This window comes from Streptomyces sp. NPDC029044 (assembly GCF_040637495.1).
Lineage (GTDB): Bacteria > Actinomycetota > Actinomycetes > Streptomycetales > Streptomycetaceae > Streptomyces.
Genome location: NZ_JBEZWN010000023.1, coordinates 39,403 through 62,305, shown reverse-complemented (window position 1 = coordinate 62,305; position 22,903 = coordinate 39,403). Strand labels below are relative to the sequence as shown.

The 22,903-nt window shown below is 70.1% G+C and carries 14 protein-coding genes; 2 read left to right on the top strand and 12 right to left on the bottom strand.

Translation table 11 applies throughout. The features are described 5' to 3' along the window. From AB0E85_RS20045 to ngcE, 7 genes are all read right to left on the bottom strand, one after another. The gene (locus AB0E85_RS20045; RefSeq protein ID WP_361928782.1) at positions 1 to 2,565 is read right to left on the bottom strand and encodes a tetratricopeptide repeat protein; all 2,565 of its coding nucleotides are present in this window, start codon (positions 2,563 to 2,565) and stop codon (positions 1 to 3) included. Between the two features lie 17 nt (positions 2,566 to 2,582). Further along, positions 2,583 to 3,920, bottom strand: a complete 1,338-nt coding sequence (locus tag AB0E85_RS20040) for a hypothetical protein (RefSeq protein WP_361928779.1) — start codon at positions 3,918 to 3,920, stop codon at positions 2,583 to 2,585. 62 nt (positions 3,921 to 3,982) lie between these two features. Continuing rightward, positions 3,983 to 5,035 carry a glutamate ABC transporter substrate-binding protein gene (locus tag AB0E85_RS20035; protein ID WP_361928777.1) on the bottom strand — a complete coding sequence of 351 codons (1,053 nt, stop codon included), beginning with the start codon at positions 5,033 to 5,035 and terminating at the stop codon, positions 3,983 to 3,985. Further along, the gene (locus AB0E85_RS20030) at positions 5,032 to 6,483 is read right to left on the bottom strand and encodes a hypothetical protein (RefSeq protein ID WP_361928775.1); all 1,452 of its coding nucleotides are present in this window, start codon (positions 6,481 to 6,483) and stop codon (positions 5,032 to 5,034) included. Before AB0E85_RS20030 ends, AB0E85_RS20035 begins: the two co-directional genes overlap by 4 nt. Before the next feature lie 547 nt (positions 6,484 to 7,030). After that, positions 7,031 to 7,954: a carbohydrate ABC transporter permease gene (locus tag AB0E85_RS20025; RefSeq protein ID WP_361928772.1), complete on the bottom strand. Its 924-nt coding sequence runs from the start codon at positions 7,952 to 7,954 to the stop codon at positions 7,031 to 7,033. Next, entirely contained in the window at positions 7,954 to 8,880 is a 927-nt protein-coding gene (locus tag AB0E85_RS20020) for a sugar ABC transporter permease (RefSeq protein WP_361928770.1), read from the bottom strand. The genes AB0E85_RS20025 and AB0E85_RS20020 overlap by 1 nt, the downstream gene beginning before the upstream one ends. 43 nt (positions 8,881 to 8,923) lie before the next feature. Continuing rightward, positions 8,924 to 10,378, bottom strand: a complete 1,455-nt coding sequence (gene ngcE / locus AB0E85_RS20015) for an N-acetylglucosamine/diacetylchitobiose ABC transporter substrate-binding protein (RefSeq protein WP_361928767.1) — start codon at positions 10,376 to 10,378, stop codon at positions 8,924 to 8,926. A 382-nt stretch (positions 10,379 to 10,760) separates the two neighbouring features. On the opposite strand from ngcE, the gene AB0E85_RS20010 reads away from it, so the two are divergent. After that, positions 10,761 to 14,558, top strand: coding sequence for a GH92 family glycosyl hydrolase (locus AB0E85_RS20010; protein WP_361928764.1), 3,798 nt, complete (start codon positions 10,761 to 10,763; stop codon positions 14,556 to 14,558). A 20-nt stretch (positions 14,559 to 14,578) separates the two neighbouring features. Then, the gene (locus AB0E85_RS20005) at positions 14,579 to 16,570 is read left to right on the top strand and encodes an alpha-glucuronidase (protein ID WP_361928762.1); all 1,992 of its coding nucleotides are present in this window, start codon (positions 14,579 to 14,581) and stop codon (positions 16,568 to 16,570) included. Here AB0E85_RS20005 and AB0E85_RS20000 read toward each other — a convergent pair. The 5 genes from AB0E85_RS20000 to AB0E85_RS19980 form a co-directional block, all read right to left on the bottom strand. After that, positions 16,516 to 18,558 carry a beta-galactosidase gene (locus AB0E85_RS20000; RefSeq protein ID WP_361928759.1) on the bottom strand — a complete coding sequence of 681 codons (2,043 nt, stop codon included), beginning with the start codon at positions 18,556 to 18,558 and terminating at the stop codon, positions 16,516 to 16,518. The genes AB0E85_RS20005 and AB0E85_RS20000 overlap by 55 nt on opposite strands. Beyond that, positions 18,555 to 19,238, bottom strand: a complete 684-nt coding sequence (locus AB0E85_RS19995; protein ID WP_361928757.1) for a hypothetical protein — start codon at positions 19,236 to 19,238, stop codon at positions 18,555 to 18,557. The genes AB0E85_RS20000 and AB0E85_RS19995 overlap by 4 nt, the downstream gene beginning before the upstream one ends. A gap of 61 nt (positions 19,239 to 19,299) precedes the next feature. Then, a complete protein-coding gene (locus AB0E85_RS19990) occupies positions 19,300 to 20,955 on the bottom strand; it encodes an extracellular solute-binding protein (protein WP_361928755.1) in 1,656 nt (551 codons plus the stop codon). A gap of 40 nt (positions 20,956 to 20,995) precedes the next feature. Beyond that, complete coding sequence (locus AB0E85_RS19985; protein ID WP_361928752.1) at positions 20,996 to 21,868, bottom strand: carbohydrate ABC transporter permease; 873 nt, start codon at positions 21,866 to 21,868, stop codon at positions 20,996 to 20,998. Further along, complete coding sequence (locus AB0E85_RS19980) at positions 21,862 to 22,854, bottom strand: ABC transporter permease subunit (RefSeq protein WP_361928749.1); 993 nt, start codon at positions 22,852 to 22,854, stop codon at positions 21,862 to 21,864. Before AB0E85_RS19980 ends, AB0E85_RS19985 begins: the two co-directional genes overlap by 7 nt. Positions 22,855 to 22,903 lie beyond the last annotated feature (49 nt).

Below are 22,903 nucleotides of genomic sequence, written 5' to 3'. Positions count from 1 at the left end.
CTACACCCACGTCCGGGGGCGGTAACGATTGGCACGTTCCACCAGGTCGATCCTCTCCTCGCCGCCCCGCGCCAGCCGGGCCAGCGTGCGGTACGAGCGTTCCAGACCGAAACGCAGGCCCCGCTCGTCCAGGCCGCTGCCGAGCAGCGTCCGTCCCCCGGCGGCGGGAGGGGCGGAACCCTGGCCCCCGGAGAGTACCCAGTCCAGCGCGCAACCGAGGACTTCGGCCGACAACTGCTCCCGCCGCGCCGGATCCAGACCGTACGCCTCCAACGCCTCGACCTGCGCGGCGGCCGCCGTCAGATCCCCGAGGAACGCCGCGTCGGAGGCGCTCGCCGCGCGCTGCCGCAGCCGCGCCCGCACGGCAGCCACCCGGGCGGCCGTGTAGTGGATGGAGGACTCCGGCACCGACTCCAGCGTCCGTACGGCGCCGTGCCGGTCGCCGGTCGCCAGCTGGACGCGGGCCAGGCCGAACGCGGCGCTCACATAGCTCGGGTCGGCCGACCACACCAGCCGGTAGTACTCGGCGGCGTTGTCCAGCTGGCCCAGCACCTCCGCGCACAGGCCCAGCGCCAGTTTGGGCGCGATCTCGCCCGGGAAGGCGTCGTAGATCGCGTCGAAGGCCAGGGCGGCGCCCTCGTCGTCGCCCGTGACCAGCGCGGCCATGCCCCGGTACCAGACGACCCGCCAGTCGTCGGGCCGCTCGCCCTCCAGGGAGACCAGCGCCTCCAGCGCGGCGGCCGGATCGCCGGTCTCCAGCCAGGCCCTGATCTGCCGCAGCCGCGTCTCGATCGACGGGGCCGGCGCGGTGGCCAGGGCGCCGAGCAGTTCCGCGGGCGCCGAGGTCATCAGGCCCGCCAGGAAACCGGCGTTGGGGTCGGCCGGGTCGACACGCGGGACGGGCAGGGCGAACGCGGCGGAGGGGGTGTCGACGGGCTTGACGAGGCTGTGCGCGGGCCCGGGCCGCTGCGGACCGGCCAAGGCGGCGGGAGCGCCGGAACGAGCCCCGGCCCGCAGCGCCCGGGCCCCCAGACGGGACACCTCGCCGTCCAGCCTCGGGAACAACTCCGTGTCCGTCACGCGCAGTTCCGGCCCGAACAGCGTCGAAAGCGCCGGGCGGGCGCGGCCCGTCTGGAGGGAGACGACCTCCCGCAGCACACCCGTCAGCTGCTCGGCCATCTCCTGCGCCGAGGCGAACCGGCGCGCCGGGTCGGGGTCGGTGGCCCGGACCAGGAGCCGGTAGAACGACTCGTACTGCCGGAACACCTCGATGTGGTCCGGATCGGGCAGGGAGTCGGCGTAGACGTTCGTGTAGCCCTGGAAGTCGAAGGTCAGAACGGCCAGGGTGCGGGCCACGGTGAACAGGTCGCTCGCCACCGACGGGCCCGCCTCGGCCACCTCGGGGGCCTGGTAGCCGACCGTGCCGTAGATGGCCGACTCCTCGTCGTCCATCCTGCGTACCGCGCCCATGTCGATCAGCTTCAGCTGGTCCTCGGTCTGGATCGCGTTGTCGACCTTGAAGTCGCAGTACAGCAGGTTCCGGCTGTGCAGGTGCCCGAGCGCCTCCAGCGCCTCGATGCCGTACGCGCAGGCCTGCTCCACCGGCAGCGGGTCGCGCCTGCCCTGCGCCGTGCGACGGGCGTTGGCGATCTCCTTGAGGGACTTGCCGCCGACGTACTCCATGACGATGTAGCCGTCGAGCGAACCCGTGCGCTGGTCGAGGTGCTCCACGAAGTTGTAGATCCGCACGATGTTGGCGTGCTCGATCTCCGCGAGGAAGCGGCGCTCGGAGATCGCAGCCGCCATCGCGTCCTGGTCGCCCGTGTCCAGCAGGCCCTTCAGGACCACCCAGCGGTCCGAGACCGCCCGGTCGACGGCGAGGTAGATCCAGCCCAGCCCGCCGTGCGCCAGGCAGCCGACCACCTCGTACTGGCCGTGCACCACGTCCCCGGCCCTCAGCTTCGGCACGAACGAATACGGATGACCGCACTTCGTGCAGAAACCCTCCGTACGGCCCGGCCGGTCGCCGCGCGCCCGGCCCACCGGGGCGCCGCAGTCGGAGCGCGAGCAGAACCGCTTCCGCTCGGGCACCTCGGGGTCGTCCAGGACCATCTCGCGCGGGTCGGGCCGCGGGATCGGCGGCACCTGCACCAGACCCGCGCCGAGCCGCCCCCGCGACCCGGAGCCGGCGGTCGAACCGGAGCTGCGCACCGACACCGAGCGGCCCGTCGCCTTGCCCGACAGGGACCGCGACAGACGCCCCGACACCGAGCGGCGCGACTTCGACGACTGCGACGACGTCCGCGAACTGTGGCCGCTGGAGCGGGAACCGCCACTGCCCGCCGACCCGCGGGAGCCGCCCCTGCCGCCCGCGGTGATGCCGGTGGGGGGCGAGCCGACCATGCCTTCCCCGGAGCGGGGACCCCCGGCCGCGACGACCGGGGCCAGACCACAGGTGTCGCAGTACAGCTCGCCGCCGCCCACGTCCTCGTACGTGCCGTCGCAGGCGGGGCGCTGACAGGTGCGCGGCGGCGCGCCGGGCGCCTCCTGCGGTGCCTGACTCATGGACTCCCCCTCGTCACTCATGCGCCCGGCCCCCTCCGGTCGTCCTCCGGCACGCCCTGCCCCGGCACTCGCGGGCCCCCGCCGAACAGCTCCGCCGCAGCGTGCTGGTAGCGCAGCACCGCCTGCTCGGCGGCGCGCAGGTCGCAGGGCGCGCTCCACAGCATGCGGCGCGCCTTCTCGTACCGCTCCACCAGCAGCGTGTCCTCGGCGAAGCCGTGCCGGGCGACCTTCGCCTTGTACGCGTCCAGCCGGCCGCGCAGCTCGGCGCGGACCGCCAGCGGGGCGGTGACCGCGGTCAACGACTCGCGGGCGCGCAGCAGTTCGTCCTCGGCCTTCTGCTCCAGCGACTCCAGCAGCGGGGACAGCCGGTGCCACTGCGCCTGCCTGCGGTACTCAGCGGCCGCCGCCAGCTGCTCCTGGAGGACGGTCGGCGGGCCGCTGACGACGGGCACCTCCGTCGCCGCGATCTTCGCCAGCACCTCGCCGCGTGCCGTGCGCGCCTCGGCCAGCGTGCGGTCCGCGCGGCTGAGGAGGTCCCGCAGCTTCACGATCCGCTTCTCGGCGTCCTGCCGGACGGTCAGTACGGCGTCGATCTCACGGCGTACCTCGTCCAGGGCACGTGCCTCGCGGTCGTACACCGTCGTGTCCGGCCGGCCGCCGCCCGGCGCCGAACTGCCCTCCGCGGCCACCCAGAACGCCAGCGGGTCCGAGACCACCTGCTCGCGCAGCTTCGTCAGTATCCGCGTGATGCGCTCCAGGTCGTCGCCCGCGGGGTGCTCGCCGGGGCGCACGCCGACCGAGTGCGCCAGCCGCCGGGTGCGCTGGAGTTCCGCCGCGAGCAGGTCGATCCGGGCCGGCAGCGCCGACCAGACCGCGTCCGCGGCGACCACCATGTCCAGGCTCGTCGCGTACAGCTCGTTCATCCGGTCGACGAGGGTGCTGAGCGAGTAGCGCTCGCTGAGTTTCGTCGGACTGCCGTGCAGGGTGGGGGCGTTGGCCGTCGCCGTGGCGCTGCCCGCGACGGTGACCGAGTCGCCGTTCAGCAGTTCCGTCAGCTCCACCAGGTCCTCGCGGCTGGACCAGCGGCGGCGGGAGCGGATGTCGCGGGCGGAGCGCAGCGCGTCGGTGTACGCGTCGAAGTACGCCCACAGCAGCGTGATCGACGCCTCCGTGGCCGTCCAGCGCTCCTGGGTGACGCCGGTGAGCTCGGCGCCCTCCAGGAGTCTGCGGCCCGCGTGGTCCTGAAGGGCGAGGAGCGAGGTCTCGATCGCCTCGTGCTCCGCGCCGAGCCGCGCCAGCGCACGGTCCACCTCGTCCCGGTCCATCACCGGCCCGGTGGGTCCCGTGACGCCCATCGATCACCTCTCGCTGCGTAGTGCCCGTCGGGGCTTCGTCGTGGTCCGGTGCCTACCGGTCGTCAGCTCGTGCGGAGGTACTGCGGTGCCGGGGGTTCCGACTTCTTCGCATCCTTGCCCAGAGTTGCCGACAGCCATTGGTCGTACGACGCCTGCCAGCCGTTCGCGGTGTCCTTGCGGTAGTCCACCAGGATCTGGTTGACCCGGCGTACCAGGTCGTCCGCGTCCTTCTTCATCGCCACGCCGTAGTACTCGGCAGTGAAGGCGTCACCCTTGAGCTGGACCGTCGGATCCTGTGCCGCCTGGCTCGCCGCGAGCGCGCCGTCGGTGACCACGGCGTCGACCTCGCCGAGCTGGAGCCGCACCAGGCAGTCGAGTTGATTCGGCACGGTGGTGGAGATGTCGGTACTGGCGGGGAGGTCGCCGTCCTTCTTGTCCGCATCCAGCGTGGAGTACGCGGTCGAGCCCGCCGCCGTGCAGATCCTGCGGCCGGCGAGCGTGTCGTCGTAGCCCTTGACCGGGGAGGACTTCGGAGCCAGGACCTGCTGGCCCGTCTTGAAGTAGGGCGCGGAGAAGGCGACGTCGGGGATGCGGTCGCAGTTGATCGTCATCGTGCGGACGACCATGTCCACGCGGCCGTCCTTGATGGCCGGGATGCGCTGGTCGGTGGGGATCGCCTTGAACTGCACGGCGTCCGGGTCGCCGAGTATGTCCTCGGCGATGCGGTGGACCAGGTCGATGTCGAAGCCTTCGAGCTCCGCGGTCTTGCCGCTGTTGGGGTTGCGGTAGCCCCAGCGGTAGCTGTTCTGGTCGACGCCGACGATCAGTTTGCGCTTCTCGCCCTGGCGGTTCTTGATCAACCGGATGGTGTCGCCGTCGGCGGAGGAGGGGGAGAGGGTCTGCTTCTCGGGGTCCTCGCAGTCCTTCTCCGCCGCCGTCCGGGCGGACTCGGCGGTCGCGGTGGTGTTCTGCGCGGACGTCGTGTCCGTGGTGAGCGGCAGGCAGAGGGCCACCAGCGCCACCAGGGCGCACACGACTGCCATCGCGGTCACTCCGCCCCAGCCCCTGAGCGCGTCTCGCACGGTCGTTCCTCCCTTCGCCCCCGGCCCGTTCATCGGTACTCCGACAGCCTGCGGCCGATGCCCAGGACCGACCCCGCGGCGCCCAGCACCGCCAGGACGGCCGCGCCGGCCGGTATGCCCGTCAGCGCGTCGCGGCCGTCGCCGGCCGCGCGCTTGAACTCCGTCTCCTCGTGCGCCAGTGCCGTGCGCAGGTTCTCGTCGACGCTGTCGAAGCACTCGCCCGTCGCGTCCTTGCTGCCGATGACGCGGTCCAGCGCCTGCTGGTAGTTGCCGTGCTCGTCCTGCTCGCGGGCCGCGGCGTGGCGCTTCTTCCACTCCGTCATGTTGCCCACGGCGGCGGTGACAGGGCGCTCGCCCGAGGAGTCGTCGGCGAGCTTCTCCGCCGCCGCCAGCTGCGCCGCGAGGGCCTTGATGTCCCTGCCGAAGTCGTAGTCGTAGGCGTCGTAGGTCTCTTTGCCGACCTTCTTCGTCTCCGCGCCGCGGGCCACCAGCGTCAGGTTCTCGTTGCCCCGGGCCTTGAGGGAGGCGATGCGCGCGTCGTGCAGGACGTTCAGGGAGCGGACGCCGTGGTCGTAGGAGTCGTCAAGGCCCGCGCGGGCGACGGTGTGGCCGACGACCAGCCAGAGGAGGACGACCGTGGCCGTGGCCGTGGCGGCCACCAGGCCGTGATTCAGGACCCTGTTCGTCCGCCGGTAGTTGCGGTGCTGGGCCCACGCGAGGGCGGCCAGGGCGGCGACGCCGAGGGCGATGGCCGCCCAGGGGTAGGGCGTGGCGCTCGCGTAGTCCGCGCCGAGGCGCTGGTTCTCCTTCTTGTAGAGGTCCTCCGCCGCCGGGAGCATCTCCTTCTGCATCTTCTCGTTGGCGTAGCGCAGGTAGGCGCCGCCGACGGGGAAGCCCTGGCGGTTGTAGGTGCGGGCGCGCTCCACCAGGCCCTTGTACTCCGGGAGGAGTCTGTTGAGTTCGGCGATCGTCGCCGTGGACGGGGAGCCCGGTTCGGCGTTGGCGGCGGCGTTGACGAGCTTCTCGGCGGCCGTGCGGATGTCCCGCTCGTAGCGGTCGCGGGTGGCGGCCGACTCCTGGCCGCCGGCGAGGAAGCCGCTGGAGGCGGCGGTGTTGGCGTCCGCGAGGGAGCGGTAGATGTCGGCGGCGTCCGAACTGAGGGGCTGGCTGCGGGTGAGGACGTCGTCGGCGGCGGCCGCGCGGTCGGTCATCTGCCAGGCGGTGACGGCGCCGAAGGCGATGACGAGGAGGGCGAGGAGGGCGCCGATGATGCGCAGGCGGCCGGGTTCGGTGGTGGCGGCGGCACGGAGCTGGTCGAGGCCTTCGGCGAAGGCGGTGCGGCGGGGCGCCGCCGGGGGCGTCGAGCGCGCCGGAGTGTTCTCGGGGGGCCGGGCGGGGGGTGCCGTCTGTGCCGGGACCGCCGGCAGGACGGGCAGGCCCGGGCCCGGTGGTGGTGGGCTGCTCTTCGGCGTGTACGTCACTGTGACCTCCCCCATGGCCATCCGTCGCCGCAAGTATCGCTGCCGGGGCTGACATCCGCACCGGGCTTGCCTCGATCTTGATCGGATCGCAGCGTGGAGCGCGGCTCGCGCCCCCCTTGCACGACCCCTCGCCCCCCTTGCCCAGGAACACGTGCGGGGCGGTGGTTCGGTTCCCGGGGGTGGGGGTGCGCGTCTTCGCGTGGCGCCGGGTGGTGGGTCGGGGCCGCGCCGGGGGGGCCGTCCTCGGAACGTCGCGATGGGGTTGCGTGCCGACTGACTGTGCGTTGACGCGACAACCGCTGCGGGCGGACACCCCCCGACACGGCCCCTTCTCGCCGTACGCGAGTGCGGGCGCGCTCTGCCCCCGCCGCGGGCATGCGCGCCGCCCCAGCTGCGGGCATGCGTGCCGCCCCAGCTGCGGGCATGCGTGCCGCTAAGGGCGGCACGGGTGGGCGCAGCGGCACCCCGTTCCGCCGGGTTGCGGACCCACCCGGCCTCAGCAGCGACGCCGAGCATCCGGGAACGCCGGGTTGCGAACCCCCGGCTCCTACTTCAGCGCACCCGCCGTCAGCCCCTGCACCACCTGCCGCTGGAAGATGATGTACGCCGCCAGCACCGGCAGCATCGCCATGACGAGGCCCGCGAAGAGGCCCGACCAGTCACCCTTGTAGCCCTGGCTGACCGCCAGCTGCACCAGGCCCTGCGTGAGGACGCGCTTGTCGGGGTCGGTGTTGAGGACCGTGGGGAGCATGTACTGGTTCCACTGGCCCAGGAAGTTGAAGATGCCGACGCTGATCAGGCCCGGTTTGGCCATGGGCAGCATGATCTGGAAGAACGTGCGGCTGTGGGAGGCCCCGTCGACGAACGCCGCCTCGGCGATCGACGTCGGCAGCGTGCGGAAGAACGCCGTCAGGAAGAAGACCGTGAACGGCAGGGAGTAGGCGATGTAGACGAGGATCAGGCCGTGGATGGTGTTCAGCAGGCCCATGTTGTTCACGACGTAGAACAGCGGGACCAGCGCGAGCATGATCGGGAAGCTCATGCCGCCGATGAACAGGAAGTAGATGAACCGGTTGCCCGGGAAGTCGAAGCGGGCCAGGACGTAGGCCGCCATGGAGCCGAGGACCAGCGTGCCGATGAGCGAGCCGCCCACCACGAGCACCGTGTTGAGGAAGTAGTCGCTCATGTTGGCCTGGGTCCACGCCCGCGACCAGTTGTCGAAGTGCAGGGAGTCCGGGAGCGACCAGGGGGAGCTGAAGATGGAGCGGTCGTCCTTGAAGGACGTCATGACCGCCCACAGCAGCGGCATGACCACCATGAACGCCCAGATGACCAGGACACCGTGGGAGAAGACGTTGAGGACCGTGCCCTCCTTCTTCTCCTTGGGCGGCAGGGCCGGCGGCAGGTCCTCCTTGGCCAGGGGGGCGCCTGACTCGGCCGGGAGCGGAGCGGGGGTTTCGGTCGTCTTCATCAGTACTCCAGCCGCTCGCGACGGCCCAGCCGCATCACCACGGCGGCGAAGGCCAGCGTGACGACGAGCAGGGCGACACCGATGGTGGTGGCGTAGGCGGCCTGCCCGTCACGGAACGCCTTCTGGTACACGTACAGGACCATGACGGTGGTCGAGTAGTCGGGGCCGCCCGGCCCGGTCGTCATGATCTGCACGACCGCGAACGACTCGGCGCCCAGGGCGAGGATGCCCATGTAGACCCAGCCGGACTGCACCGTGTCCCAGAGGAGGGGCAGGGTGACCCGGAAGAACGTGGTGACGCGGTTCGCGCCGTCCAGGAGCGCGGCCTCGTACATCTCTGCCGGGATCGAGGCCATGCCGGCGGAGAAGAGGACGACGAAGAAGCCGACTGTGGACCAGACGAGGACCGCCATCACGGCCCAGAGAGCCAGATCGGGGTCGCCCAGCCACAGGGGCTGGACGTCGTCCAGGCCGATGCCGCGCAGCAGCGAATTGAGCGCGCCACTGTCCGGGTTGTATGCGAACGCGAACAGCAGCGCGACGATGGCGATCGAGAGGACCTGCGGGAAGAAGTAGACGATCTTGTAGAAGGAGGAGCCGCGGACACCGGTGATCACCGGGCCGTTCCTTCTCTTTCTGCCGCCCACGTTGATCATGAAGGCGAAGAACAGCGCGAGGCCGATCGTCACCACCGGCAGCAGGAGGGCGAACAGCAGGCTGTGCTGCAACGACTTCCAGAAGATGTCGTCGTCGAGCATCCGGCTGTAGTTGTCGAAACCGACCATCTTGAATTCGGGGCTCAGGCCGGTCCAGTCCGTGAACGAGTAATAGATGGACTGGATGAACGGCCAGACCACGAAGAGCGCGTACAGTCCCAGGGGCAACGCCAGGAACCCCACGATGAACCGGTACTTGCCGTGCTGCATCGCCACTCCGGTGCCGTGTGCGGAATTTGGTTTTCCGGTGCCGTTACTGGTGCTTGTAGTGCTTGATGGAGTCGTCCTTGGCGGTCTCGTCGGCGAAGGCCTGGATCTTCTTGATGGCCTCGGCCGGGGTCAGCCGGCCGGCCATCATCTCGCCCAGCCCGGAGACGCCGATCTTCTCCTTCTGCAACTGCACGTACCAGTCCTGCATACGGGGATTCACCACGTTCTCGCCGGCCTTGTCCAGCGCCGCGACACCGGATTTCAGACCGGGGGTGAGGGCGATGCCGTCGGTGCCGCCGTTGTACGCGGTCAGCGACTTCACCTTGCCGGTGAAGTTCTTGGAGGAGGCCTCGCTGAGCATGATGCGCAGTTGCTCCATGCCGCCGGCGGCGTTCTTCGCCTTGGCCGGGACGATGAAGGGCTCGCCGCCGGAGGCCCAGATGGTGCCGAAGGGCATCTTGTCGGAGGAGTCGAGGCCGGTGGGCGCGGAGACGGCCAGGTCGAAGTCCTCGGGGATGACGTTGGCCGACTCGTTCTCCACCCAGGAGCCGTTCGGGATGAACAGCGCCTTGCCCTCGGCCCACGCGGTCTGTGACTGGATGTGGTCCAGGCCCGGGGTGCCCTTGAGGACGTAACCCTTCTTGTAGAGCTCGTAGTACGCGTCGAAACAGGCCTTGACGGCCGGGTGCTTCCAGGCGTTCGGCTCCAGGTTGTCGATGGCGTCGAGGACCTCCCGGCCGCCGACCTTGCCGATCATCGGGTAGAGCGAGAAGGGGAGGTAGTACGGGTATTTGCCCGCGTACGTCCAGCCCGCCATGCCCTTCTTCTTGGCCTTCGCGCAGACCGCGAGCATCTGGTCCCAGGTCTCGGGGTACTGCTCGTCGAGCGAGTCCAGGGCCTTCTGCGAGTACCAGACGCCGTACACCGTGTAGGCGTAGTAGAGGATCCAGACCTTCTCGCCGTCGAACTGGCCCATCTCCACGATGCCGGGGCGCAGCGTGTCGCGGACCTTCTTGCCCGGGTCGTCGTAGGAGGGCGCGTCCAGCAGCGGGGTGAGGTCGGTGAGCTGGTTCTTGCCGACCAGGACGCCCATGTCCATCTGCTCGGCGCCGGAGTTGTCGATGAGGTCCGGCGGAGTGCCCTGGTTGAAGCGGGGCTGGAGGGTGGACTGGATCTTCTGGGTCGCGGAGAACTTCACCGAGGCGTTGGGGAAGTTCTTCTCGTAGATCTTCACGGCGTCCTCGGCGTACTCCTTGCCGAAACCACCGTCGAACAGGACGAATTCCATGCCCGCGGTGTCGTTGACCGCCAGCGGGTTCTTCGCGGTCTTCTTGCCTGCCTTGGCCTTGTCCCCGCTGTCGTCGCCGCCGCTGCTCGCGCAGGCGGACAGGAAGCTCATGGTGGGGACGGAGATCAGCCCGAGCGCGGCGGACCGTTTGATCAGATCACGGCGGCCGACACCCTCGGTGCCGTGGTTCTCGGCGGAAGTGGATCCCATGCTCAAGTCCTCGCCTTCTCCAGGACTCAGGCGGTGAACCGGATCCTCCCCGGCACCGCGATCGGGTCAAGCTGGGTCGTGCAGGAAAGTGCGGGTGGCGACGTGCGGGTGGTGATGTGCGGATCGGGTGAAGCGTGCGACAGGTATAGTCCACTTCCCGTCGGCGGATCAACATCGAACACAGGGTTGGCCGTGGGTCTTATCCGAGTTGAGACCTCGCGGAAGTATGAGTGACCTGTGGGTGCTCCGCCGGATATATCCCGGTCACCGCGCCCGAATGCCACAGGCAACACCCTTGACACTCCCCGCCACTTGGGCAACTACTGGTCCTTGCGCATTGATGGTGACAACGTTGTCCACTGCGCAGGGAGGGTACCCGTTGATGCAGCGGAAAGCTCGGCACAGATGGGGTTCGGCGGTCGTGTCGGCGACCGCCTTCGCTTTGGCCCTGAGTTCGCAGGGCGTTGCGGTCGCACTGCCACCGGCGCCGGAGAAACCCGATCGGGGGTTCGCCTCCTCGTTCGAGGCGGACGACCCTGTTCCGGACTGGTCGAACACCGTCGACACCGGCCCCGACGGCCGCAAGCGCGCCTCGGGCGTCGACGGCGGCTACAGCAGCGGCATACCGGGCAATGTGACCGACCGGGTCACCGATGTCCGGGCCAGTGCCGAGAACACGGGCGGCGGCGAGGTGAAGGAGAACCTCGTCGACGGCGAACCGAGCACCAAATGGCTCGTCTTCGAGCCCACCGGCTGGGTCGAGTTCGACCTTGACAAACCAGTCAAACTGGTGCGCTACGCACTGACGTCGGCCAACGACCACGACGAGCGCGACCCGAAGGACTGGACCCTGAAGGGCTCCGCCGACGGCAAGGACTGGCAGACCCTGGACACCCGCTCCGGCGCGTCCTTCTCCGAGCGGTTCCAGACGAAGACGTACGACCTCGCCGAACCCGGCGAGTACCGGCACTTCCGGCTGGACGTCACCGGCAACAACGGCGGCGCCATCCTCCAGCTCGCCGACCTCCAGCTGTCCACGGGCGGCGGCGACGGGCCGGTCCCGCAGGACATGCTCTCCCTGGTCGACCGCGGCCCGAGCGGCTCCCCCACCGCCAAGGCGGGCGCCGGGTTCACCGGGAAGCGTGCCCTGCGCTACGCCGGCCGGCACACCGCCGACGGGCGGGCGTACTCGTACAACAAGGTCTTCGACGTGAACGTGGCCGTCGGCCGGAACACGCGGCTGGCCTACCGGATCTTCCCGTCGATGGCGGACGGCGACCTCGACTACGACGCCACGAACGTCTCCGTCGACCTCGCCTTCACCGACGGCACCCACCTGAGCGACCTGCGTGCGACGGACCAGCACGGCTTCCCGCTGACCCCGCGGGGGCAGGGCGACTCGAAGATCCTCTACGTCAACCAGTGGAACAACGTCACCTCGCGGATCGGGTCGGTCGCGGCCGGGAAGACCGTGGACCGGATCCTGGTGGCGTACGACTCCCCCAAGGGCCCGGCGAAGTTCCGGGGCTGGCTGGACGACCTGACCATCGCGTCCGTCGCCCCCGAGCAGCCGAAGGCGCACCTGTCGGACTACGCGGTGACCACCCGCGGGACGAACTCCAGCGGCGGCTTCTCACGGGGCAACAACTTCCCGGCGACGGCGGTGCCGCACGGCTTCAACTTCTGGACGCCGGTGACCAACGCGGGTTCGCTGAGCTGGCTGTACGACTACGCGCGAGCCAACAACGCCGACAACCTGCCGACGATCCAGGCGTTCAGCGCCAGTCATGAGCCCAGTCCCTGGATGGGCGACCGGCAGACCTTCCAGGTGATGCCGTCCGTCGCCGCCGGCACTCCGGACCTCGGCCGGGAGGCCCGGGAGCTGGCCTTCCGGCACGAGAACGAGACGGCCCGGCCGTACTACTACGGGGTGCGCTTCGAGAACGGCCTGAAGGCCGAGATGGCACCGACCGATCACGCGGCGGCGCTGCGCTTCACCTACCCCGGCGACGACGCGAGCGTCCTCTTCGACAACGTCACCGACCAGGCGGGGCTGTCCCTCGACAAGGAGAACGGCATCGTCACCGGCTACTCGGACGTGAAGTCCGGGCTGTCGACGGGCGCCACCCGGCTGTTCGTCCACGGCGAGTTCGACAAGCCGGTGACCGAGGGCGACTCCAGCGGCGTCAAGGGCCACCTGCGCTTCAAGGCCGACGACCGGACCGTCACCCTGCGGCTGGCGACCTCGCTCATCAGCGTCGACCAGGCCAAGGACAATTTGCGCCAGGAGATCCCGGAGGGCAGGTCCTTCGAGGCGGTGAAGAGGAGCGCCCAGCGGCAGTGGGACCGGCTGCTCGGCAAGGTCGAGGTCGAGGGTGCGACGCCCGACCAGCTGACGACGCTGTATTCCAGCCTGTACCGGCTGTATCTGTACCCGAACTCCGGTTTCGAGAAGGTCGGCGGCAAGCACCAGTACGCCTCGCCCTTCTCCCCCATGCCGAACCCGGACACCCCGACGCACACCGGCGCGAAGATCGTCGACGGCAAGGTGTACGTCAACAACGGCTTCTGGGACACGTACCGGACGACCTGGCCCGCGTACTCGTTCCTGACCCCGTCCCGGGCGGGTGAGCTGGTCGACGGGTTCGTGCAGCAGTACAAGGACGGCGGCTGGACCTCCCGCTGGTCCTCCCCCGGCTACGCGGACCTCATGACGGGCACGTCCTCGGACGTGGCGTTCGCGGACGCGTACGTCAAGGGAGTCGACTTCGACGCGAAGGCGGCGTACGAGGCGGCGGTGAAGAACGCGACGGTCGTACCGCCGAACCCGGGCGTCGGCCGCAAGGGCATGGCCACCTCCCCGTTCCTCGGCTACACGAGCACCGAGACGCACGAGGGCCTGTCCTGGGCGCTGGAGGGCTACCTCAACGACTACGGCATCTCCCGCATGGGCCGCAAGCTCTACGAGGAGACCGGTGAGCGGCGCTACAAGGAGGAGTCGGAGTACTTCCTGGACCGCGCCCAGGACTACGTGAACCTCTTCGACACGAAGGCCGGCTTCTTCCAGGGCCGGAACGCGAAGGGCGACTGGCGGGTCGAGTCCTCGAAGTACGACCCGCGGGTCTGGGGCCACGACTACACCGAGACCAACGGCTGGGGGTACGCCTTCACCGCCCCGCAGGACAGCCGCGGCCTGGCGAACCTCTACGGCGGCCGGAAGGGCCTCGCCGACAAGCTCGACGCGTACCTCTCCACCCCGGAGACGGCCTCCCCCGAGTTCGTCGGCTCCTACGGCGGTGTCATCCACGAGATGACCGAGGCGCGGGACGTGCGGATGGGCATGTACGGGCACTCCAACCAGGTCGCGCATCACGCCCTGTACATGTACGACGCGGCCGGGCAGCCCTGGAAGACGCAGAAGAACGTCCGCGAGGTGCTGTCCCGGCTGTACACCGGCAGCGAGATCGGGCAGGGCTACCACGGCGACGAGGACAACGGCGAGCAGTCGGCCTGGTACCTGTTCTCCGCGCTCGGCTTCTACCCGCTGGTGATGGGCAGCGGCGAGTACGCCATCGGCTCGCCCCTGTTCACGAAGGCGACCGTGCACCTGGAGAACGGGCGCGAACTGGTGGTGAAGGCGCCGCGGAACAGCGCGAGGAACGTGTACGTGCAGGGGCTGAAGGTCAACGGCCGGACCTGGACGAAGACCTCGCTGCCGCACGCGCTGGTCGCCAAGGGCGGTGTCCTGGAGTTCGACATGGGCCCGCGGCCGTCGTCCTGGGGCACGGGCGGGCATGCCGCGCCCGTGTCGATCACCCGGGACGACGAAGTGCCGACGCCCCGCGCGGACGTGCTGGAGGGCGACGGTGCCCTGTTCGACGACACGTCGGCGACGGACGCGGCGGTGACGTCCGTGGACCTGCCGGTTCGCGAGGGCGCCGAGGCGGTCCAGTACACGCTGACGTCGTCGGCGGACCGGGCGAAGGCACCGGAGGGCTGGACGCTCCAGGGCTCCTCGGACGGTGAGACCTGGCGGACGCTGGACCGGCGCTCCGGGGAGTCCTTCGCCTGGGACCGGCAGACCCGCGCGTTCACCGTGCAGTCGCCGGGTACGTACGAGAAGTACCGCCTGGTCCTCGATGGTGAGGCCACCCTGGCGGAAGTCGAACTGCTCACCTGAGCAGCCGAGTTGGGGGTCCGATGCCGCTTGACGTGCCCGTCCTGCCCGAGGGGGTCGACCCGGCCTGGCTGCCGCCCGCCGCCTTCCGGGCGATCGGCGGCCGCCGGACCCTGGTCCGCGGATCGGGTCCGCTGGTGGAGACGGTGCACGGGGAGGTGGCTCAGGCCTGCCGGCGGTTCGGGGGCCGGGTCGTGCGCGACGCCCGACCGGGCGACGCGTACGACCTGGTCCTCGGCCTCGGTGCCGAGGGCCCGGACCCCCTCGGCGAGGAGGGTTTCACCTGCGTGCGGGAGAGCGGCACGACGACCGTCACCGCCTCCGGTGGACACGGACTGCTGTACGGGCTGTTCCACGTCGTACGCCTCGGGGAGGCGGCCTTCGCCGGCGAGCGGGCGAGGGAGACCCACCGTCCCGCACTCGACCTGCGCATGCTCGACCACTGGGACAACGTGGCCGTGCACCCGGTCATGGGACAGGTGGAGCGCGGGTACGCGGGTGGCTCGCTGTTCTGGCGGGACGGCAGGGCGCGGGGCGAACTCGGCCGGGTGCGGGCGTACGGCAGGCTGCTGGCGGCGTGCGGGATCAACGCGGTCTCCGTGAACAACGTCAATGTGCACGCGGCCGAGGCGCGCCTGCTGACCGACCGCATCGGTGAAGTGGCCGACATCGCCGGGGCGTTGCGGCCCTACGGCATCCGCACCCACCTGTCGGTCTCCTTCGCCGCGCCGATCGCACTGGGCGGGCTGCCCACCGCCGATCCGCTGGACGGGGCGGTGCGCGACTGGTGGGCCGGGGCGACGCGGCGGGTGTACGAGGCGATACCCGACTTCGGCGGGTACCTGGTGAAGGCGGACTCGGAGGGGCAGCCGGGGCCGTTCGCGTACGGCCGCAGTCACGCCGAGGGCGCGAACCTGCTGGCGGCGGCACTGGAGCCGTTCGGCGGCACGGTGCACTGGCGGGCGTTCGTCTACGACCACCGCCAGGACTGGCGGGACCGCACGACCGACCGGGCCCGGGCCGCGTACGACCATTTCGTGCCGCTGGACGGGGAGTTCGCCGGCAACGCCGTGCTCCAGGTGAAACACGGGCCGATGGACTTCCAGGCGCGGGAGCCGGTCTCGCCGCTGATCGGCGCGATGCCACGGACCCGGCTGGCGGTGGAAGTGCAGGCCACGCAGGAGTACACCGGGCAGCAGCGGCATGTGTGCTGGCTGGGGCCGATGTGGAGTGAGGTGCTGCGGTTCCGGCACGAACACGACCAGCAGATCGGCGCGTTGGCGCGGGGCGGGCTCGTCGCCGTGTCGAACGCCGGTGACGACCCGTTCTGGACCGGGCATCCGCTGGCGCAGGCCAACCTGTACACCTTCGGGCGGCTGGCCTGGCAGCCGGACGCCGAGCCGCGCGCGGTGCTCGACGAGTGGATCGGCCTCAGCTTCCCGGACGCGCCGCCGCAGGTGACCGACGGGCTGCACGCCGTGCTCGACGGCTCCTGGCGGACGTACGAGAAGTACACCGCTCCCCTGGGCGTGGGCTTCATGGTGCAGCCGGGGCACCACTACGGGCCGAGTGTGGACGGGTACGAGTACAGCCCGTGGGGGACCTACCACTTCGCCGACCGGGACGGGATCGGCGTCGACCGCAGTGTGAAGAGCGGTACGGGCTTCGCCGGGCAGTACGGCGAGCCGTGGGCCGAGCTGTACGAGTCGCCGGACACCTGCCCCGACGAGCTGCTGCTGTTCTTCCACCATGTGCCGTACGGGCATGTGCTGAAGAGCGGGAAGACCGTGATCCAGCACGTCTACGACACGCACTTCGAGGGTGTCGAGGAGGTCGAGGAGGCCCGGTCGGTGTGGGCGTCCCTGGCCGGGCTGGTGGACCCGGCGCGCCATGCGCGGGTGGCGGAGCGCTACGAGGAGCAGCTCCGCGGCGCCCGCGAGTGGCGCGACCAGGTCAACAGCTACTTCTTCCGCAAGTCCGGGGTGCCGGACGGGCGGGGACGGCGGATCTGCTGAAGGATCGCCACGCCCAGGGGGTCGAGGACCAGGGGTTCGCCCTGGTCCAGGCGCTTGCCGGTGAGCAGGTCGGTCGCGGTGGCGTGGGCGGTGAGACGGGCCGGTTCGGGGGCGTGGTTGAGGAGGAAGAGCAGGCGGGTGCCGTCGGGGGCGACCCGGGTGGCGGCCTCCACCGCGGGGTGGCCGGCGTAGGGGCCGAGCAGGTCGTGGCGGGTCAGGATCCGGCGGACGACCTCGTCGAGGCCCGGCCGGCCGAGGGCGGTGGCGACGTACCAGGCCTCGCCGTCGCCGTACGGGTTGCGGGTGACCGCGGGGGTGCCCGCGTAGAAGTCGGTGCCGTACGTGGCGACGGTCTCGGCGCCGCGCGGGAGCACGATCTCGAAGACGAGCCGGGCCTCCGTGCCGAGTTCGGGAACGGTCTGGGCGAACTCCGGTGGCCGGGCGTCCCATTCGTCCACGCGGATGCCCATGAGGGGGGCGAGCGGCCCGGGGACGTCGGTGCGGAACGCGCGGTCGTGCTCGTCGACGCGGCCGGAGAGGAAGGTGGCCAGGACCGTGCCGCCGCGTGCGGCGACGGCTTCGAGGCGGGCGGCGAGATCGCCCTTGACCATGTGGAGGACCGGCGCGAGGACCACGTCGTAGGGCGTGAGGTCGGCGGTCTGCGGGATCACGTCCACGTCGGCGCCCGCTCTCCGGGCGGCCCGGTAGTAGGCGTGGACCACGTCCGGGTACTTGACCAGCCGGGACGGGCCGTCGGAGATCTCCAGGGCCCACCAGCTGTCCCAGTCGAAGAGGAGCGCGGTGCGGGCGGGGGTGCGGGCGCCGAGCGTCCGGTCGCCCAGGGCCTCCAGCTCCCGTCCGAGGGCCGCGACTTCACGGAAGACGCGCGTGTCGTCGCGGCCCGCGTGGCCGATGACCGCCCCGTGGTACTTCTCGCAGGCGCCCCGGGAGGCGCGCAGCTGGAAGTAGAGGGCGGCGTCGGCGCCGTGGGCGATGGCCTGGAAGGTGGCGAGGCGGAGTTCGCCGGGCCGCCGGAGCGGGTTGACGTCACGGCAGGCCGTCGTGGACGGGGTCTGCTCCATCAGCCAGAACGGGGCGCCGTCCTTCAGGCCGCGCATCAGGTCGTGGGCGAGGGCGGGCCGGGTCGGCGGCGCGTCCAGGGGCGGATAGTTGTCCCAGGAGGCGAAGTCGAGGTGGGGCGCCCAGCGGTGGTAGTCGAGGGGGCGAAAGAGGCCCATGAAGTTGGTGGTGACGGGTGTGCCGGGGTCGTGGGCGCGGATCACCTCCTTCTCGGCCAGGAAGCAGCCGAGGAGGGCGTCGGTGGTGAAGCGGAAGTAGTCGAGGGTGATGCCCTGGAAGGCGGTGTGGTCGGGGCCGCGCCAGTGCTCGGTGAGCACGTTCGGCGGCTCGATCTGGTCCCAGTCGGTGTAGCGGTGCGACCAGAAGGTGGTCCACCAGGCGTCGTTGAGGGCGTCGAGCGTGCCGTGCCGGTCCCGGAGCCAGTGCCGGAACGCCTCGGCGCACAGATCGCAGTAACAGGCGCCGCCGTACTCGTTGTTGACGTGCCAGGCGAGCAGGGCCGGGTGCTGCGCGTAGCGTTCGGCGAGTCGGGAGGCCAGCGCGGTGGCGTGCTCACGGTACGCCGGTGAGCTGGGGCAGAAGTTGTGGCGCTGGCCGTAGCGGTGGCGGCGGCCCTCGAAGTCGGTGCGGTTGACCTCGGGGTGCCGCTTGGCGAGCCAGGGCGGGAGGGCGGCGGTGCCGGTGGCCAGACACACCTGGCGGCCCTCGGTCGCCGCGCGGTCGAGGATGCGGTCCAGCACCGTGAAGTCGTGGGTGTCCGGCGCGGGCTGGATCAGGGACCAGATGAAGACGCCGACGGTGAGGGTGTCGATGCCGGCCCGGGTGAACAGGCGGTGGTCCTCGTCCCAGACCTCTTCGGGCCACTGCTCGGGGTTGTGGTCGCCGCCGTAGCGGATCTTCCTCGTCATGCGGTGAAGTCCTTCCGCGTCTCGGCGATCACCGGGCGGCTGCCGTGCAGCAGGGACAGCAGCAGCGGGGCGGCCAGCAGGGCGGCCACGGCCTCGGTCAGCAGGCTTGCCGACGCGGCCGTCACGACCAGCAGGGAGGCGAAGGCGAGGGTGACGCGGCCGTGCCGGAACAGGAAGTACGCGGCGAGGCGGGCGGTGTCCCGGGAGCGGAAGGCGAAGAGCGAGGTGAGGACGAGGGCGTGCGCGCCCCACAGGAGGCAGCCGGTGCCGGTCGCCGCGAGCAGCAGGGCCCACCAGCCGGGCAGGCCGGTGGCGGGGAAGTGCGTGAGGGTGAAGGCGATGACCGTCAGCCAGGCCAGCAGCGGGGTCCAGAGCTTCAGTGCCGGTACGGCGTTGAGCCGCAGGCCGCGCAGGTAGGCGCGGGCCGGGTGCAGTTCGGTGAGGTCGTGGCTGCGATGGTGGAGGGTGTAGAGCCCGGCGGACAGGGCGGGCCCGAGGGGCAGCAGGCACGGGGCCGCGAGGGGGAGGTTCGCGGGGTCGGGGCCGAGCAGCGGCAGCGCGGCCAGGCCCGGGGAGGCGGTGAGGAGGAGCAGCGCCTCGACCGTCAGCAGGGTGTGGATGAGGGCGGCGGCGCGGGAGAGGGTTCCGGTGCCGAAGTCGGACGCCCGTACGGTGCTCATGCGGCGGCCCCCCGGCGGGTCCGGCGCCGCTCGTCCCGCCGGGGCGCGTCGGGGAGGCGGATCACCCGTTCTCCTTCCGGAACCGCTCGTACGCCTTGTTGTGCAGGTCGACGAGTTGCTGCATGTTCTTCGACTTCAACTCGGCGAGGTAGGCGTCCCACTGGGACAGCGGGCGCTTGCCGAGGACGAACCGGAGGGTGTTCTGGATGACGGTGTCCTTGAGCGGGGTGTCCCAGAGGGTCGCCTGTTCCTGCTCGAACGACTGGAGCGGGTGGGCGGGGTCGATGGGCAGTTGTTCGCGCCGGGCCATGGCGGCCTGGAACTTCTGCTCGTCCGGACCGAACATGGAGGAGACCAGTTCCCAGCTGCCGCCGTAGGCGAAGACGCCGTTGTAGAAGCCGTAGTCCTTCTGCATGTCCTTGGGGGCGTCCGGGTCGGAGCCCATGAGGCTGATGCCGGGCTTCGGCCTGTACTGGCTGCCCGAGCGGGTGTAGGTGACGCCCTCGACGCCCCAGCGGGCCAGTCGCTGGCCCTCGTCCGAGTACCAGAGCCAGTCCACGAACTGCATCATGGCGACGAAGCTGTCGCTCTTGAGCGCCTTGCTGGAGATCATCACGCCGTTCTCCAGGCGACTGCCGCCCAGCACCACGGGCCCGGCCGGTCCGAGCGGCACCGGGACCATCTCGATCTTCGCGCCCTCGACCTGCTTCTCCAGGTTGTAGCGGTAGTTCTGCACCAGCTCCTGGGGGTTGGCGCTCATCGCGTAGCACTTCTCGGCGAGCAGCTTCTGCACCGCCTGGTCGTCGGTCTGGCTGAAGCTCTCGGGGTCCATGAGCTTCTCGGCGACGAGGCTGCGCAGGTACTCGACCATCTGGCGGTAGCCGTCCTGCGCGCCGGTGAAGACGTACTTCTGCGCCGTGTGGTCGAAGCTGATGTTGTCGTACGTCCAGCCGGCTCTGACGCCGAAGGCCTGCCCGAGGTAGCTGAACAGGGCGCCGCAGGGAAACGGGGTGTTGGTGCTCCAGCGGTCGGAGAGGGGGTACTTGTCCGGGTACTCCTCCTTGAGCGCCTTGAGGACGTCGTGCACCTCGTCCCAGGTGGTGGGCAGGGTGAGGCCGTGCTGGTCCAGGACGTCCGTGCGGAAGGACAGCGAGTAGCCGGCCTTGGCCTTCTCGTGCAGGCCGGGCAGCAGGTAGTACTTGCCGTCGGACTGGCGGATGGAGTCGAGCTCGGGTTCCAGCCTCCACTTGCGCACCTTGTCGCGGAAGTTGGGCATGAGCTTGACGTAGTCACTGACCGGGAGGACGGCGCCCGAGGAGACGAAGGCCACCTCCGAGGGGTGGTACGTCTTGGGGATCAGGAACGGGGCGTCACCGGCCCCGATGAGGACGCTGCGTTTCTTCTCGTAGTCGGCGAGCGGGACGTCGACCGGCTTGAGGGTCACCCCGGTGCGCTGGGTGAGCTCCTTCCAGAACAGCCAGCCGTCCTTCATGGGGTAGACCGGGTTGTTGTTGTGCAGCACCGAGAAGGACAGCGGCTTTGCGGCCTTGAACTGCTGTCCGGCCCGGTAGTTCTTCATGGCGCCGTCCTGCTTCTTGGAGAGGTCCTTGGAGTCGCCTCCGTCATCGCCGCTGCCGCAGCCGGTGACGGTCGCGAGCCCGATGAACCCGGCGGCGGCGAGGATCTGGCGCCGCGAGAGCTGTCCTGCGTTCTGCACGGAGACTCCTTTGTTCCGTGGGCGGGGTGAGGCGGCGGCGTCAGCCCTTGACCGCGCCGAGCATCACGCCCGAGACGAAGTAGCGCTGGACGAACGGGTACACGCAGAGGATCGGCAGGGCGGTGAGCACGATGGTCACGGACTGGATGTTCGCGCCGACCTGGCTGAGCTGCTCGGTGCCCGCACCCGCGTTGCCGCCGCCCGTGGCTCCCTGGATGAGGTTGCGCAGGTAGACGGTGACCGGCATCAGATCGGTCCGGTCCATGTAGAGGAACGCGCTGAACCAGGAGTTCCAGAAGGACACCGAGTAGAAGAGCACCATCGTCGCCACGACCGCCTTGGACAGCGGCAGGACGATCCTGAGCAGGACGCCGTACGTGCTCAGTCCGTCGATCTGCGCGGCCTCCTCCAGTTCGGTCGGCAGGTTCTCGAAGAAGGCCTTCATCACCAGCAGGTTGAAGACGCTGATCGCGTTCGGCAGGGCGATGGCCCAGACGCTGTTCTTCAGGCCGAGGCTGGTGACCAGGATGTAGTTGGGGATCAGGCCGCCGGTGAAGAACATCGTGAACACGGCGATGCCGACGAGCACGCCACGGCCCTTGAGGTGCTTCTTCGACAGCACGTAGGCGTAGCACGTCGTCAGGACCATGGCCACGGCTGTCGCCACGACCGTGTACAGCACGGTGTTGCCGTAGTTCCGCCAGAACATCGAGTCCTGGAACACGATCTTGTACGTGGTGAGGTTGAACCCCTTGGGCAGCAGGGTGACTTCACCGGCCCGGATCTGCCGCTCCCCGCTGAAGGAGCGCGCGAGGATGTTGGCGAAGGGATACAGGGTCACCAGCACGACGAGGGTGAGGACCACCCCGTTGACGCCCTGGAAGACCCGGTAGGAGCGGCTCGGCTTCACCACAGGCTCGTCCCCACCGTGCGACGCGAGAGCTGGTTGGCGGACGTGATGAGGACAAGGCCGATGACCGCCTCGAACAGTCCGATGGCGGCGGCGTAGCTGAAACTGTTGGACTCCACACCGGCCCGGTAGACGTACGTCGAGATCACGTCGGCGGTCGGGTACGTCAGCGGGTTGTACAGCAGCAGGACCTTCTCGAAGCCGACCGCCATGAACGTGCCGATGTTGAGGATCAGCAGCGTGACCATGGTGGGCCGGATGCCGGGCAGGGTGACGTGCCGGATCTGCTGCCAGCGGTTGGCGCCGTCGATCCGCGCCGCCTCGTACAGGTCCTCGTCGATCGTGGTGAGCGCGGCGAGGTAGAGGATCGTGCCCCAGCCGGCGGTCTGCCAGATCTCCGAGCCGACGTAGATCGTGCGGAACCACTCGGGTTCCTGGATGAAGCGGACCGGCTCGTGGCCGAACCACCCGAGGACGTGGTTGACGGGGCCGTCACTGGCCAGCATCTGGAGGGTGATGCCCGCGACGATCACGATCGACAGGAAGTGCGGCAGGTACGACACCGACTGCACGAACCGCTTCAGGGAGCGCCGGCGCACCTCGTTCAGCAGCAGCGCCAGCACGATCGGGACCGGGAAGCAGAACAGCAGCGTGAGCCCGCCGATCCACAAGGTGTTGCGGAACACCTGCCAGAAGGTGGGGTCGTTGAGGAACATCTGCACATAGCGCAGCCCCACCCACTCCTCGCCGAAGATCGACCCTCCGGGCTCGAAGCGCCGGAAGGCGATCACGTTGCCGATCATCGGCAGGTAGCGGAAGACCAGGAAGAACAGCAGCGGCAGGACCGCCAGGGAGTACAACTGCCAGTCGCGGCGCAGCGCCCGCCGCCAGCCGGTCCGGGCGGGCGTCCGGCTGCCGCGGCGTGGTGCGGCCCGGGCCGGAGGCTGGTCCTGGGTGCCCGGCGGGGCCGGTGTGGTGGACGTGCTCATTGCTCGGGCCTCCCGTGGGCATGGGACGCGGAACCGAAACTTTCGAGCT

What these genes read in the sequence shown, in the direction of transcription:
- AB0E85_RS20045 (WP_361928782.1), bottom strand. Translation starts at nt 2,565, where the DNA reads ATGAGTCAGGCACCGCAGGAGGCGCCCGGCGCGCCGCCGCGCACCTGT.
- AB0E85_RS20040 (WP_361928779.1), bottom strand. Translation starts at nt 3,920, where the DNA reads ATGGGCGTCACGGGACCCACCGGGCCGGTGATGGACCGGGACGAGGTG.
- AB0E85_RS20035 (WP_361928777.1), bottom strand. Translation starts at nt 5,035, where the DNA reads ATGAACGGGCCGGGGGCGAAGGGAGGAACGACCGTGCGAGACGCGCTC.
- AB0E85_RS20025 (WP_361928772.1), bottom strand. Translation starts at nt 7,954, where the DNA reads ATGAAGACGACCGAAACCCCCGCTCCGCTCCCGGCCGAGTCAGGCGCC.
- AB0E85_RS20020 (WP_361928770.1), bottom strand. Translation starts at nt 8,880, where the DNA reads ATGCAGCACGGCAAGTACCGGTTCATCGTGGGGTTCCTGGCGTTGCCC.
- ngcE (WP_361928767.1), bottom strand. Translation starts at nt 10,378, where the DNA reads ATGGGATCCACTTCCGCCGAGAACCACGGCACCGAGGGTGTCGGCCGC.
- AB0E85_RS20010 (WP_361928764.1), top strand. Translation starts at nt 10,761, where the DNA reads ATGCAGCGGAAAGCTCGGCACAGATGGGGTTCGGCGGTCGTGTCGGCG.
- AB0E85_RS20005 (WP_361928762.1), top strand. Translation starts at nt 14,579, where the DNA reads ATGCCGCTTGACGTGCCCGTCCTGCCCGAGGGGGTCGACCCGGCCTGG.
- AB0E85_RS20000 (WP_361928759.1), bottom strand. Translation starts at nt 18,558, where the DNA reads ATGACGAGGAAGATCCGCTACGGCGGCGACCACAACCCCGAGCAGTGG.
- AB0E85_RS19995 (WP_361928757.1), bottom strand. Translation starts at nt 19,238, where the DNA reads ATGAGCACCGTACGGGCGTCCGACTTCGGCACCGGAACCCTCTCCCGC.
- AB0E85_RS19980 (WP_361928749.1), bottom strand. Translation starts at nt 22,854, where the DNA reads ATGAGCACGTCCACCACACCGGCCCCGCCGGGCACCCAGGACCAGCCT.